The 14,877-nt window shown below is 43.7% G+C and carries 12 protein-coding genes and 1 pseudogene; 6 read left to right on the forward strand and 7 right to left on the reverse strand.

Annotation, left to right across the window (positions count from 1 at the left end; genetic code table 11):
• The first annotated feature begins 185 nt into the window (after positions 1 to 185).
• The 4 genes from ACYTXL_RS19105 (at position 186) to ACYTXL_RS19120 (ending at position 4,999) form a co-directional block, all read left to right on the forward strand.
• Complete coding sequence (locus tag ACYTXL_RS19105) at positions 186 to 809, forward strand: GDSL-type esterase/lipase family protein (protein WP_461926122.1); 624 nt, start codon at positions 186 to 188, stop codon at positions 807 to 809.
• 81 nt (positions 810 to 890) lie between these two features.
• On the forward strand, positions 891 to 1,889 hold the full coding sequence (locus ACYTXL_RS19110) for an aldo/keto reductase (protein WP_461926123.1): 999 nt from the start codon (positions 891 to 893) through the stop codon (positions 1,887 to 1,889).
• Between the two features lie 52 nt (positions 1,890 to 1,941).
• Positions 1,942 to 2,991: an aliphatic sulfonate ABC transporter substrate-binding protein gene (locus ACYTXL_RS19115; RefSeq protein WP_461926124.1), complete on the forward strand. Its 1,050-nt coding sequence runs from the start codon at positions 1,942 to 1,944 to the stop codon at positions 2,989 to 2,991.
• A gap of 121 nt (positions 2,992 to 3,112) precedes the next feature.
• On the forward strand, positions 3,113 to 4,999 hold the full coding sequence (locus ACYTXL_RS19120) for an ABC transporter ATP-binding protein (protein ID WP_461926125.1): 1,887 nt from the start codon (positions 3,113 to 3,115) through the stop codon (positions 4,997 to 4,999).
• A gap of 114 nt (positions 5,000 to 5,113) precedes the next feature.
• On the opposite strand, the gene ACYTXL_RS19125 is transcribed toward ACYTXL_RS19120, so the two are convergent.
• The 6 genes from ACYTXL_RS19125 to ACYTXL_RS19150 all read right to left on the reverse strand — a co-directional run bounded on the left by ACYTXL_RS19125 (position 5,114) and on the right by ACYTXL_RS19150 (position 12,624).
• Entirely contained in the window at positions 5,114 to 5,482 is a 369-nt protein-coding gene (locus ACYTXL_RS19125) for a hypothetical protein (protein WP_461926126.1), read from the reverse strand.
• Between the two features lie 130 nt (positions 5,483 to 5,612).
• A complete protein-coding gene (locus ACYTXL_RS19130) occupies positions 5,613 to 6,551 on the reverse strand; it encodes a type I restriction endonuclease (RefSeq protein ID WP_461926127.1) in 939 nt (312 codons plus the stop codon).
• A gap of 194 nt (positions 6,552 to 6,745) precedes the next feature.
• A complete protein-coding gene (gene nifN / locus ACYTXL_RS19135; RefSeq protein WP_461926128.1) occupies positions 6,746 to 8,056 on the reverse strand; it encodes a nitrogenase iron-molybdenum cofactor biosynthesis protein NifN in 1,311 nt (436 codons plus the stop codon).
• Positions 8,056 to 9,459 (reverse strand): nitrogenase iron-molybdenum cofactor biosynthesis protein NifE, encoded by a 1,404-nt coding sequence (gene nifE / locus ACYTXL_RS19140; RefSeq protein ID WP_461926129.1) that lies wholly within the window; start codon positions 9,457 to 9,459, stop codon positions 8,056 to 8,058. Before nifE ends, nifN begins: the two co-directional genes overlap by 1 nt.
• A 385-nt stretch (positions 9,460 to 9,844) precedes the next feature.
• On the reverse strand, positions 9,845 to 10,801 hold the full coding sequence (gene nifH / locus ACYTXL_RS19145) for a nitrogenase iron protein (RefSeq protein WP_461926130.1): 957 nt from the start codon (positions 10,799 to 10,801) through the stop codon (positions 9,845 to 9,847).
• A gap of 488 nt (positions 10,802 to 11,289) precedes the next feature.
• Positions 11,290 to 12,624: a substrate-binding domain-containing protein gene (locus ACYTXL_RS19150; RefSeq protein WP_461926131.1), complete on the reverse strand. Its 1,335-nt coding sequence runs from the start codon at positions 12,622 to 12,624 to the stop codon at positions 11,290 to 11,292.
• A gap of 142 nt (positions 12,625 to 12,766) precedes the next feature.
• Between ACYTXL_RS19150 and ACYTXL_RS19155 the strand changes: the two genes are divergently transcribed.
• On the forward strand, positions 12,767 to 13,003 hold the full coding sequence (locus ACYTXL_RS19155) for a hypothetical protein (protein ID WP_461926132.1): 237 nt from the start codon (positions 12,767 to 12,769) through the stop codon (positions 13,001 to 13,003).
• Positions 13,004 to 13,098: 95 nt separating this feature from the next.
• On the opposite strand, the pseudogene ACYTXL_RS19160 reads toward ACYTXL_RS19155, so the two are convergent.
• Positions 13,099 to 13,398, reverse strand: a pseudogene (locus ACYTXL_RS19160) (extracellular solute-binding protein); the annotation flags it as partial.
• Positions 13,399 to 13,550: 152 nt separating this feature from the next.
• Here ACYTXL_RS19160 and ACYTXL_RS19165 point away from each other — a divergent pair.
• Positions 13,551 to 14,786 (forward strand): damage-control phosphatase ARMT1 family protein, encoded by a 1,236-nt coding sequence (locus ACYTXL_RS19165; RefSeq protein ID WP_461926133.1) that lies wholly within the window; start codon positions 13,551 to 13,553, stop codon positions 14,784 to 14,786.
• The last annotated feature ends 91 nt before the right edge of the window (positions 14,787 to 14,877 follow it).

Here is a 14,877-nt window from a genome sequence, read left to right on the forward strand (position 1 = left end):
AAATTCTCTAGTTCCCCGAATCCCAACTTGGGATTCGGGGTTAGGGGATGAGGGCAAAACGCCTTCTCAAAGCAGATTTTTTCTTAAGTTGACACGTATGAGCTTTTTCTGTGCCCCTACCGCATGGTCTATTTACCTGAAAATAGCTGTAAAACCGAACTTCTTCTCCAAAATTCAGTTGACTAATGTCAGATTTTCGCAAAGAAATCAGAATTTGTTTTATTGGTGAATCGTTTATCAATGGCACAGGCGATCCGGAGTTTCTGGGTTGGACAGGTAGAGTGTGCCGCAATGCTGAGTCAAAAGGATATGCAATCACCCACTACAACTTGGGGGTGCGGGCTGAGACAAGTCGGTATCTCAAACAACGTTGGCGCTCGGAAATCTCCTATCGTCTCCCTCCTGAATACGATGGTCGAGTAGTGTTTTCCTTTGGCGTAAACGATTCAGGATGGGCCGGTAAAAAGCAAGGAATCGAACTTTCAGAGTCGATCGCAAATGCTCGCAGCATCCTGACTCAAGCAAAGCAACTCTATCCTGTCTTGATGGTTAGTCCACCGCCGTGTGGTGATGTCGATCAAGAAAGAAGAAATCAAATTATCGCAAATCTGTCACAGGAATTTGCCTTAGTTTGTAATGAACTAGATGTTCCGTATCTCGATGTGTTTCCCAGTTTGCTGAAGTCACCGATCTGGCTAACAGAAGCAAAAGTCAATGACGGTGCTCATCCAAAAGCAGATGGTTATGCAGAGTTTGCAGCAATCGTACAAAACTGGGAAGGTTGGTTAAATTGGTTCACGCCTTATTAACCGTGTCGTATACGCATTCTATTTAGAAATTTCAACACTTTCTCAATCAACTACTTTCAATCAACAACGACCAAGATCACCATGACGTTACCAACTACCAAACTCGGTAAAACCGGATTGACTGTTTCGCGCCTTGTTCTTGGCACCATGACCTTTGGATTGCAGACTGACGAAGAAACTTCCAGGGTCATTCTTGACACCGCCGCCGATGCTGGCATTAATTTTCTTGATACAGCTGACGTTTATCCCCTTGGCGGTGGACTGACTACAGCTGGACGCACCGAAGAAATCGTGGGAGGCTGGCTCAAAGGCAAACGCGAACATTTTATTTTAGCTACCAAAGCTGTAGGCAGGGTTGGCCCTGCACCTTGGGATCAGGGTGCTTCGCGCAAACATATTCTTGATGCGATCGATGCTTCCCTCAGACGACTGGGAACTGATTATGTTGATCTGTACCAATTGCACTCTGACGATGCCTCAACCCCTCTTGATGAAACCTTAGAAGCGTTAGATACAGTAGTTCGTGCTGGTAAGGTACGCTACATCGGGGTTTCTAACTTTTTAGCTTACCGACTCGCTCGCGCCTTGGGTCGTGCCGATGTGCAAAATTTAACTCGTTTCGTCTCGATTCAACCCCGCTACAATTTGTTGTTTCGTGAAATTGAGCGAGAACTACTACCCCTAGCCAAAGAAGAAGGATTGGGTGTAATTCCTTACAATCCCTTGGCAGGTGGTCTACTCACTGGCAAACATAGCCTGACTCAAGGCCCCACCGCAGGCACTCGTTTTACTCTAGGTGCTGCCGCAGAACGTTATCAAGAACGCTACTGGCGCGATCGCGAGTTCAATACTGTCGAGGAATTAAGTAAAGTAGCGGATTTGGCTGGATTGTCACTCACGACCTTAGCGGTGGCTTGGGTGCTGGCTAATCCGATAATTACTGCCCCCATTATTGGTGCTAGTCGTCCAGAACAACTTGTTGACACCCTTAAGGCTGCAGAACTAAAACTCGACGACAGTTTGAAACAAAAGCTAGACGACATCACCGCCGAATATCGCCGGGGAGATTCTCTGCGTTAGTTTTGCAAATTTTAACCTTTCCAATCTAAACTATTTTATCTATCAAACAACTATGATTAAACGCCGTCGTTTTCTAAATGTCGCTACATCTAGTCTGGGCGGTTTTTCTATGGCATATTTGTTGGGAAGTTGTAACCAACAAAGCCAACAGAATGTAGCGAGTATTACTGGTAATTCGATTTCCCTTGGTATAAAAACTAAAGTTCTCCGCATGGGTTATCAGAGTGCGGGGGATCTCTTCAGAAATCGGCAAGTTTTAGAGAAACGCTTGGAGCCACTGGGGATCAAGGTGGAATGGGCGCAATTTGTCCAAGGGCCTCAACTCATGGAAGGCATGGCTGCGAAAAGAGTTGACATCGGAGCAGTAGGAGAAACGCCACCAATTTTTGCCCAAGTCGCTGGTTCAGACCTTGTTTATGTCGTCGGTACACAAAAAACCGATAAAACAGGAACAAGTAGTGTGATTGCTGTACCTCCAGAGTCTCCCCTTCAGAAATTTGAGGATATCAAGGGGCAAGAAGTTTATTTTCAAAAAGGCTCGGCATCGCACTATTTTATTCTTAGAGCTTTGCAGTCTATCGGTTTGACCATCAAAGATATTAAAATCAAAAGTATGGCAACTGTTGAGGCATCGGCTGCTTTTCTCCAAGGTAAAATTCCCGTTTGGATGACATCAGATCCATACTATGCGATCGCTCAAAAGATGGGTCGAATTCGCGTCCTCAGAGATTCTGTTGGGTTAGATTCTCCTGGTGCCTATTATATTGCTGGGAGGAAGTTTGCCGAAGAAAACCCTGGCTTACTCAAAATTATCATTGAAGAACTTAACGCTCTTGATAAGTGGGCAGATGCGAATCGAAATGAAGTGAAAAAATTGATGATCGCCACACAAAAGCTCGATGAGGATGTGGCCGCCAGGATAATGTCTCGTCGCACTTTCGCAGGACGCAGAGGCTTAAGTCCGGCACTGATAGCAGAACAACAGCGTGTAGCAGATTTATTCTTTCAAGAAGGTGTCATACCGAAGAAAATCAACATTCACGATGCCTTACTTGCGCCTGATGTGTATGCTGCAATCACACCGCCAGAAATTATGGTCTAGTAGTTCATCAAGCTAATGAAAACTTCTTAATTACGAATTACGTTAGCGTAGCGGTAGCGAGTCCGCGAGCGTCATTACGAATTACGAATTGGTATAACATGATGCTTACAAAGCGACTTTCATGACGAAAAAATCCAGAAAATCCCAATACTTTCAACGTGCTGCCGATGCACCCAACTTGCCTGATACGACCTTCAGGTTCATTTGTCATTTTGCCAGTGATTTCCGGTGGTGGTACCTGATAGCGGTGATTCTGGAGGTAATACACGCAACCTGTGGCATCATGTTACCATATGCCATTGGTGAGATCATTCGGAGCGTGACGCGATCGACGGGGGGCAGCAAGTCCATTTTTGATACCGTAAGCCAACCCCTGATGTTGTTCACCGCCTTGAGTGTGGGTGAAGTGATATTCGGGCGAGCGGCTGGACTTTTGCAGACAATCCTTCATCCGATCCACCGACAGCACATCGTTCGATCCCTATATGCCTACTTGCAGCATCATTCCCATCGCTACCTGAGCAGCAGTTTTGCTGGGTCATTGGCACATCGCATCGGCGAAACTTCTTTGGGTGTTACCCAAACAATGCAAATGCTGATTAGTGAATTTATGCCAGTAATTATCGTGTATGCCGTTGCCACGATGTTACTGTATCGCGCCTATCCCCCCCTTGCAGCATTCGTGGGTGTGTGGGCAGTTCTTTTCGTCAGTATTTCCTTCTGGCTGGCAACTCGCTGCCGAATTTATTCCCGCAAAGCCGCAGCCGCCAGAAGTGAGACAACTGGTATCATTGTAGACGCAGTAACAAATCTCAATAGTAGCCGACTGTTTGCTCAGTTGGGTTTTGAACGAGGCTATTTGAAGGAACAATTAAGCCGCGAACTCAAAGAGGTAAGAAAGTCCAACTGGTACTCGGAGCGAATTCGCTGGTTTCAGTTTATCTCAGCAGCAATCCTGAAAATTGGCACTTTATATTACTCACTCTCACTTTGGAGTCAGGGGACGATCGCTACTGCTGACTTCGTGGTTGCTACCAGTTTGTCACTGTTGATCATCAGTGAAGCCCGGAATTTAAGTAAACGCTTTCTGGAATTTTTTGAACACATCGGCAATATTGCCAATGGTGTCTTCACTATCGTTCAACCTCACGAGATCATCGATCGGGATAATGCGATCGCCCATTCCATCACTCAGGGACAAATTGAGTTTCGCCAAGTGAATTTTAGCTACTCGCTTGGGAAAAAAGTATTCGACAACCTTTCTATCACTATCCAACCAGGCCAGCGTGTCGGACTGGTTGGCTTCTCTGGTTCTGGAAAATCCAGCTTCGTCAATTTAATTTTGCGTCTGTTCGATCCACAATCGGGAGAGATTCTTATTGATGGGGTGGATATTCAAGATATGACTCAAGATGCCCTACACTCCCAAATTAGCTTGATTCCGCAAGATCCGTCTCTATTCCATCGGACATTGATGGAAAATATTCGTTATGGACGACTGGATGCCACCGATGAAGAAGTGATTGAGGCGGCAGGCAAAGCTTATGCTCACGATTTCATCGCTCAGATTAAAGAAGGTTATGATTCTCTGGTAGGTGAACGCGGTATCAAATTGTCTGGGGGGCAAAGACAACGGATTGCGATCGCACGGGTGATTCTCAAAGATGCACCAATCCTGATTTTGGATGAAGCCACCTCTAGCCTCGATTCCATCACCGAAAAAGCGATCCAAGATACCCTAGACTCGGTGATGAATGGAAAAACGGTCATCGTAGTAGCTCATCGATTATCTACTATTGCCGATCTAGACCGCATTTTGGTATTTCACCAAGGTCGCATTGTCGAAGATGGCACTCATCCCAAACTGTTGGCACGCCGTGGTGCTTACTACAGGTTATGGAAAATGCAGGCAGGTGGATTCTTACCTGTAGAAGCAGAACCAGGAGAGGAAAAGAAAGTAAACTACTCTCACCTGCCTAACGGCTCAGGTGGGAGCTTTAATCAATAATTAGGAATTGGGAATTATTTAGTCAAAAAATACAAGCTTTCTCCGTGTTTTAAGCTATCTTTGAGCAGATGGCGCGACGACTATTTTCGTAGTTGCAGAAAAGAAGTCGGGTTTTCATAGCAAGTGTTCTTGTTCTTGTGTTGCAAGCCATTGCAGTTCTAACCACAAACGAGGATCTGTCTGCTTTACCTTCGACATCGGATCTCGCAGCAGATGTGTAGCATTTAGACAGACAACCTCAACCAATCCCGCATATTCTGCTACTTCTCTGAGTATAGATATCTGGGCTTTGACAGCAGCAATCAGATTGTCAGGGCAATAAATTGTGAAGTATGGCAGAAAGTGAACACGAGGTCTTCCCCAATAAAACTCGATGAGTTTAACATGACAGTGTTTTAGCAATTCCTCCACTTGTGGGAAAGAATAAGCAATAACAGTTTTGAATTCTTTGACTAGCTCTTGTTCATACCAACTTGTGTTCATAGTTAATAACTTTCATACTGAAAGTAGCAATTGGGAATTTTTAATTATGAATTAGCTTTTCTACTAATCACTGATAACTCAGCACTTACCGAATTTTAGATTTTAAATTTGGGATAATGGAATTGAAAATTCAAACTTGGCGCGAAGATTTTTTGGGATACTGTGTAGTACAAAAAGGTCGGCGAAGCAATTTTTTACTAATGCTGGTTTCCTTCTCTTCAAACACTATCAAGTGCAATACTTGTTCTAGGAAACGCCGTTTGTCAAAAATGCCTTGAATCATCACCTCTAGTTCAGTTGCGCCCTTGGCAGGAAAGTCCTCGCCATCAATGGTGCGCCAGGGTAAAAACTCCTGCCAGTCTGAGGTTAATGTACCGACTCGTGCCCGACTTCCATAAGTAATAACTAAGAATGTATTGTAGTCAAACAGCTTTGGTATTTGTTCAATGTAGGTTTGAATTCGCTGATAACCTGCTTTGAAAGTGGCCCGTTGATCACTTGGTTGAATCGAGACAATAACTGCCAAGGGTAAACCGTTGATAAACACAACTACATCAGGACAGTGAGTATAATTCCCCTCAACTATAGTCAAGGGATGAATAGCTAACCAATCATTGTTCAGTAGATTAGACGTATCAATGAGCCACACAAAGTCATGAACTATTTCTTCGTTATACAGGTATTTAACTTCCACACCATTGGTCAAGAATTTGTGAAAGCTACGGTTATTTTCCAGCAAGTTGGAACTCTCCGTGCAAGTAACCTGATCGATAGCTGCGGCGATCGCTTCGTCAGGTTTTTTCGGGTTAATTTTCTGCAAAGCACTATGAAAGCACTGATACAAAACCACATCATTATAACTACTCCGCCGGATCTGATGCTTACCCAAAGCAATATCTGGCTCTAATAAAACCGTGTAGCCAATCACCTCGAACCAAGTGAGCAAAGATGGTACTACATCTACGCCCACCGTAGGCATCGCAGATTCTCTAAGATCAAAACGGCAGCGAAGTTTTCTTGTAACACGACTCGCTTTGGCAGTTATTTTTTTTAGCTGTGTTGGATTCATGAAAAAGACTTAATTTGAGTCAATGTAGAAGCTCGCGCCTAGCTTGCTGACATTGGTTGGTATATTCACTAATGGACGTATACGGCTTTTCAGTAACTATCAAAGCTGAACTTAATCTGCAAGATTGTATCTAGTGATACATTTTACCAATATTATTGGTAAAATTGTCATAAACAGTTAGAATTGGGTCTGTATTAATGCTTAACCTTCGTTTCCTCCTCTAAAAACAGGTTGCCAATATCAAATAAAAGTTGCATAGTACCTCGGTAGCCAACCTTGGTGAACTGAGCATGATCTAAGCGGTCAAAAATGGGAATCCCTTGACGATAGAGAGGAATTTTTAAGCGTTGAGCGATCGCAACTCCATGAGAGTTAGTAATCAGCAAATCAGACCCAACCGCCAGGTGTTCAAAGTCTTCCAAATCGCCGATAGTAACGCTAGGAATCGGAAGTTTTTCTAACAGAGGAAAGCGTGTTGTTGTCACAGCTGAGTGGATGTGAACTCCTAGCGATCGCAGAAAAGAAACTGTTGACCAAAGTAAATCTGGTTCCAGCGCCAAAGAAACTCGCTTGCACCCAAAGTAAAAGTGATTCTCCAACATTACATATTGCAACTGACGGCGTTGACGGCGGTATTTCTCTGGTACCCTGACGCCACTGATATTTGCCAATGCTTGTAGGAATTTATCTACTGCTGCTAGTCCCGTCAATTCACCAAATACCTCATAAGGTATATTGAATCTCTGCTCCAAAATTTGCGCCCCACCTCGCATACTATCACCTAGTGCCAAAGTGAATACAGAACTACCAATTGAGCGCAACTGTGCCGAAGTCGTGCCATTAGCTGTAATGGCACTAGAAGAATCTTCTATATGATCATCTAGTGAGCCAGAAAGGTCAGGTACAACAATAGGTACGAGTCCAAAAGAGGTGACAATCTCTTTGATTTCTTGGACATCCCCTGGTGTGAAAGCAGAACTCACCAAAATAGTGATTTGTGTGGGAGAAGCGTCTTGCTGGGAGCTTTTTTGAGGAATTTCCCTGACTATACTCTCAACTGCACCAGCAAAGCCATCCTGTAATGTACCTTTAAAATCTGGTGTAGAGACAAGCACAATTGGTAAATAATCTAGTTCTGGGTGACGGTGGCGAATCTCTTTAACAAAGCGCCCCATATCATCACCTCTGGTTTCCACCAGTCCAGTGCTACAAAGACCGATAATTTCTGGTTTGGATCTCTGCACTAAAGTCAAGATTGCTTGTTCAACTCTTTCCTCGCCACCCAAAATGGTTGCAACTTCTGTCATCGCCGTACTGGAAAGGGGAATCGTCTGACGGAAATGTTGTACTAATACCGCCTTAGTCAAAGCAGTACAGCCTTGAGAACCGTGTAATAAAGGCATCATTCCCTTCAACCCCAAAAAGGCTAAAACTGCACCCACAGTTTGGCTTTGCTTCAGGGGATTAACTGCAACTGATGTACTCGTAACGCTAATAATCGCCATTAGATTTCCTCCTCTTGAGAATTTCCTGCTTCCTCTGTTTCCCACGGGGCTGCCTGGTATACTTGCTCCCACACAGGGTTGTAAAAAGCGGCATATAGTTCTCGTGCTACCTCTAAGATTCCTATATAGCCTGCATAGGGATGGTTGCGTTCTTGATTAATGTCTAAGAATGGAATCCTAGCCGTAAGAGAGGTGTCTTGATGGCGTTTATCAGCAATTAACATATCAGCTTGATTTTCGTTAATTATCTGTAGGATTTCTTCAGGACTATTTTGTTCTAGAATTATGCCATCTTGACCCAGCAAACTTTTCACTCTAGTTCTATCTTCCTCAGTATTATTCTTAGTAATAATAGCAATAACTTCCATCCCCAATTTCTTAGCCGCAAAGATAATCAGCCAACTCTTGAAACTTCCAACAGAAAGGATAATGCGCTTACCTTGCAATCGAGTGATATACAGAGAGAGTTTTTCATCTATTGCAGCAGTTTCTTCTACAATTAGCTTTTCTGTACGTTCCTGCAAATCAGGATTACCCAACTTTACGGCAATATTTCTTAAACAGTGATTCATTTGCTCTATGCCATAAATAGACTCTTCAATATAGGGAATGCCATATTTTTTCTCCATGCTTTTTGCCATGTTAATTAGTGCTTTAGAGGAGAGTAGCACGTTCAGCTTGGCGCGATGGGCATAGCAAACTTCTTTATAAATAGCATCGCCTGTAATTTTTGCCAAAACTCTAATACCTAATTTCTCCAATAATGGTAGAACGTTCCATATTGCACCTGCGATGTTATGCTCACCAATTAAGTTGATGTCATAGGGTGTACTAGTATCTGGTTCAGCTGTTCCAATAACGTGTTCTAGCAACGCTTCACCAGCAACACGGTTGCCTAAATTTTGGTTCCCAATGAATCCAGGGCAATGTACTGGGATAGTGGGTATTCCTGTTTTCTCGGTGGCATTTTTACAAACTCCCTCGATGTCATCTCCAATCAGGGCAGTGATGCAAGTAGAGTAGACAAATACTGCCGCAGGTTTATAGCGTCTTGCTAATTCTAAAATGCCTTTGTACAGCTTTTTGGCTCCACCAAAGATGATATCATTCTCATCGATGTCGCTGGTAAAGCGTATTTTGTACAGCATTGAACCAGAAGAGAGACTGCTGTAACTCCCCCAAATACTGGCAGCACAGCCACTTGGCCCGTGAACTACATGAGCAGCATCAGTGATTGGTACTAGAGTAATCATTGCACTATCAAAAGCACAACTCCCTTGAGTAGTTCCAGGTTGGGGTAATTGTGTGGAGGACTTTTTTTTATGCAGTTTCTGTTGCTGAGGAGCATCTTCGGAATTTGACTCACTGAATGAATCGTTGATTTTTCCTGGTGTGGGATTCATTTCTTTGGTGACAATAGGTAGAAGTTATTAGGTATTAACTGAATTACCAAAAGATAAAGATGATTTCAATTCATTAACTGTATATCTAAAGTATAGAATAAAGGAAAGGGAATGAGAAAGATAGTTTTTCATTCCCTAAAACATAAACATCAACTAGGTTAGAGAAGGAGAAAACAAAAATACGAAGTAGACTATTAAAGTATTAATTTTGCTGTGTACACCTTGGTAGATTGGTGTTAACACGGTGAAGATCAAACACACAGAGTTAAGATCAGCTATTCGATAACCTCCATTTTCAAGGATTGGTCAGAGGGTGGGCTATTCTTGCCCACCTAATATTTACTCTGTATTTAGCACCGGAGTCTAAACAAGAACCTTACTTTTTCTAGCTACCGGAAACTATTTCTAGATTTCCTTTTTTCACTGCTTCTAGTGCTTCGCCTTGAGCGTCTTCTAGCTTCTTAGCAGCATCTACTTGGCTAATCATTTTTGCAGCATTTTCTTCACTTTCAAGGATGCCGAACTCAATCAACAAATCTTCTAGCTCATCCATCTCGATGGGTGTGGGAACTGTAAGATTTGTATTGTTGATAATCTTGTCCGCTAATGTGCGGTATTCATTAGCTTGTTTGCTATCAGGCGCATACTCATTCACTGTCATCCGGCGCAATTCGGCGTGTTGCACGATATTGTCACGCGGGACGAAGTGAATCATGTGGGTATTCAATCTGGCTGCCAGGGTGCTAATCAGTTCGTCTTCCCGGTCAGTTTGACGGCTGTTACAAATCAGACCACCCAAACGCACGCCACCAGTATGAGCATATTTGAGAACGCCACGAGCAATGTTGTTAGCTGCAAACATCGCCATCATTTCACCGGAGGTAACAATGTAGATTTCTTGGGCTTTACCTTCACGAATTGGCATAGCGAAACCACCGCACACCACGTCGCCCAATACGTCGTAGGATACGAAATCTACATCTGAGTAAGCGCCGTTTTCTTCGAGGAAGTTGATGGCGGTGATGATACCCCGACCGGCGCAACCTACACCAGGTTCTGGTCCACCTGATTCTACGCATCTGATATCCCGGAAGCCAGTGATTACGACTTCTTCGAGTTCGATATCTTCTACAGCGCCCCGTTCAGCAGCTAAGTGCAACACGGTGGTTTGGGCTTTACAGTGCAGAATCAATCGGGTAGAGTCAGCTTTGGGGTCGCAACCCACAATCAAGATGCGTTGACCCTTTTCCGCCATAGAGGCGAGGGTATTTTGGGAGGTAGTAGATTTTCCGATACCGCCTTTACCGTAGAAAGCAATTTGTCTAATTTTGCCGTCGGACATGATGATTGATCCTGTAATTGTTTGTTTGCTGGGTCTGTCGGTTTATGAAGCGTAGGCACAAAGTGCCTACCGGAGGTACTTGCTGTAAAATTACAGCAGTAACCTTATGTAGAACGTTGTTGGAGGCGCTCGTTCTACAGCAAAAAGAGTCGGAATCCAGAACATATTTAAGTTTTGGTCAGTTTTCGTTGGCCATTAGTCATTGTTTTTTATGACTAATAGCTAGAGCGATAAGACATTACTCAAGGAATATTGCAAGTATTACTAGACCCTCACTCAAATGATTTCTCTAGCGGTAGTAATACAAATTGGAAAAAAGAAAGCTACAGATTCCAAGCTGGAAACTCAAATTCAATCCGAATTACGAATTCAGGATTATCAGTTGTTGTAATCCCCTGAAGGTTGCTCATACCTCAAGAGTGGTTGCGGCAGGATTTAAATTTACGCCAAGTTTTCCCAAACAACACAACCAACCATTGCAATCCATTCTAAACAGTTGCTACAACTTCCCCGATTTTGCTGATATCGTAACCGCCGAGAATTTCAAATTGGGAGTGAACCATCCGATGTCCCAAAGTACTGAGCAACTGCTGTACTGGTGCTTCTTCTAAATATTCCTTGAGAATCACCAAATCATATCGTGACTGATGTAAAGGGATAAATCCCAGCCCAAAAGCGGTAGCTACAGATGCGGTGCTTATCCCAGCATCAGCAACTCCTCCAACTACAGCTTGGGCAACATCTTGGTGACTTTTGAGTATATTATCAAAGCCCTGAACAGCATCGAATGGTATCTGCTCTTTTTGGAGTGTTTGTTCCAAAAGCATCCGACTACCAGAACCTATTTCGCGGTTGACAATAGTCGCTCCAAGGGAAACTAAGTCGGTAACTGTTCTAATTCCCATCGGATTCCCTGACTTCAACAAAAGTCCCTCCTCCCAGACACCAAGAGTAATCAGAACTGCTTCCCTCCCAGCCAGAACATCTCGAACAAAGGGAGTATTATACTCACCAGTCTCAGGATCATACAGATGCATCCCAGCAATGTGCGCCTCACCTCTGCATAAACTGTGCAATGCAGCCATGCTATTGGCGAAGTTATATTGGACTCGCAGTTGGGGATGCCAGCGTTCGGTGGCTCTTGCCCATAGTGAAATCACAGGGGCACAACCAGCAATCACAACGGTGTTGTGAAGTGTGTCGAGATTATCGTCTAGTAGCCTAACTCGAACTTTATTTGTACCTGTAAGGCTTGTGCTTTCACCCTTCGGGTTCAGCAGTTTGCTTATGCCGGGCAACCCGTCCACCCTTACGGGTGACGCTCCTACGTCGCTAACACCACTCCCGACAACGGGGAGGCAGTCCGTTGGGCGGCTTTGCCCACTTGTTCGCGCAGCGTCTCCGATAGGAGAAGGAACTGCCGTGGGAACTCCCGCAAAGGGGTAACTCACCGCAACTGCTTCACCATCAGCCGGAATCATGTCTTGGCGAAAAGCATCCTTACCAATTAAGGGATAAGCTATCCATTGTCCTCCCACACGAGCCATGCTAACTCGCAGTTGCTGACCATTAGGGACAGGCTTGGCAAGAACTGCTTCAATTTCAGGTAAATCCCGCTCTAACCAGAATAGATCCTCAACTTGACAGCCAAGCGCTTTAGCCAAGCGAAGTGTTATGGCAACTGAGGGAGCATATTGTCCCGACTCTACACCACTAATTGTCTGACGAGTCACACTAGCGATGTTAGCCAAATCTTGTTGGCTCATGCCTAAGCGAGTTCTAATGGACTTCAAGTTATTACGGAGATCGCTATCCTGCTTCATTGGCTTTGTCTCTTGGTTTCAAAAAGCCGTAGCGGATTTAAACATTGCATCTGCCAATGCGAAAGTCTGGTCTTTGACGACATGACTGTCCTTTCGCTGTCTTGATTCCCTATATAAAAAGACTATCACAGAAGTTGCCAATTTGCTTGCCAAGCGCAAATTATTTTTGCGAGTGGTTGCTTTTTTACCTTTAGAATTGCTGTTGATAGCTAGTATATGGCGATCGCTGGTTGCAGTACACTGGGGGATTTTTTTAGTACCAGTATACTGCTTTGTCACAAGTGATGCCGAAGGCGGCAAGCTACGCACTTCCTACCCCTCCCCTAATCCCCGACAGCAAATTTCGGGAAAATCCAGCCAGCACTCTACAGCCGCCTAGAATCGCAAAATTAATCCCACCTATAAGCTAACTGGGGTATTGGGGAAGTGCGATCGCTGATCTCGTGGGGTCATTCCACAAAATCGGATTGCTCCCTTTATAATGAATCGGCGCTGTGCTTCCCGACTGGTAAAATATTGAATTGCTTTCAAAGCTTCTTCAGGATGCTGAGAAGATTTAGCAATCCCTAAACCCCAGCCCCCTAGACAAGCTGCTCCCGTCTTACCAGAAGCATGAACCATCGGTTTAATCGCAATTTTGCCCCGGATTGGCGAATTTTCTGCCTGGGCTAAAGGCCACGCATAAGGCCAGCTGCGTAAAAATGCTACTTGACCACTTTGAAACAAGCGCCGGGTGTCTTCTTCTTGGTAGGTCGTGACTCCAGGAGGAGAAACGCTGTGTTATGGGCGAATAGCAAGAGGTTTCAGTTGCAATTGTGAAGATAAGTCCACAGAGGATTTTTGGGAGAAGCAATATCAGCGAATGCTGAAAAGCCAAGAGCGATGAATTATGATTTATCCATAAATTACGAGGGCAAGAAAAATTTGTGGTCAATTCATATAAAGCTCCGAAGTTACCACTACCACCGTCACTTTTAGGTTCAGAAGTCGGTTCTTTTAGTGAGTTCACAGTCACTCAAAGAATGCCTGCAATTGCCCGTAGAGTTATAGTTGAAAATAATTTTTCACCAGAAATTAATACAAGAATAGAAAGGCTTGCTACAGAACTGCCGACAGGAGCTTTACCACCTCTAGTGAATGATACTGGTGTAGATTTTCCAGCTTGGCATACATATCTAGAATCTTACAAAGGCCAGCGTTGGATAGACGTTCCCTGGTTCTTTGCAGAAACTTATTTTTATCGGTTAATTCTAGAAATTACTCATTACTTTCGCCCTGGTATATGGCAAGCTGTTGATCCATTCCAATTGCAAAAATCTCAGGGTTTAGAAGCATCTGTTGACTCAACTATTCTTCTATGTACTCAGGTGAATAAATGGTTGGAATATTCGGAAATTTATCTTCCACAAAACCAAACACCTTTAATTGCACTATTATATTTCGCTTTGTGGGGAAATCGAGTGGACTTGAGTTTGTGGTCAGCATTCGAGGATGACCGGAGCCGTTTTGATATTCAAAATCAACTAACTCACATTTTAGTAAATGATGCCTCCCAAATTAGTGAATTATTAACTCTTTCTCAAGGAGGTCGCATTGATTTTGTTTTAGACAATGCTGGTTTTGAACTTGTCTGTGACTTATGCTTAGTAGATTTTTTATTAAGTAGCAGCTTAGTTAATCAAGTTTATCTGCACCTGAAACCTCACCCTACTTTCGTTTCTGATGCCATGATTAAGGATGTACATGACACAACAAGTTTTTTAGCCGCTACTAATCATCAACAAGTGACATCTTTTGCTCAAAGGTTGGAGGAGCATATTACATTAGGGCGTTTAGTGTTGTCTGAAGATTACTTTTGGACATCACCTTTACCATTTTGGGAAATACCCAACTCTCTCAAAAATGAGTTAACTAATGCCAGTTTAATTATAGTCAAAGGAGATGCGAATTATCGTCGATTATTAGGCGATCGCCATTGGAATATTACTACCAGTTTTGCAGATATAGTCTGCTACTTGCCTGTACCAATAGTAGCATTACGCACACTGAAGTCAGAAGTAGCAGTAGGTTTAAAATCTGAGGTTGTTGAGAAAGTAGCAAAATCTGACCATTCTTGGTTGACCAATGGACAATGGGGTGTGATTCAGTTAGTGGCTTATTGACACTCCCCTGGCTGAAGCCGAGGGGATTCTTGAATCTAAGACATAACTTGCTCATGCAGGTTTTCACCAACAAGAGTAGAGGTTTTATCTC

Source organism: Nostoc sp., from assembly GCF_054880495.1.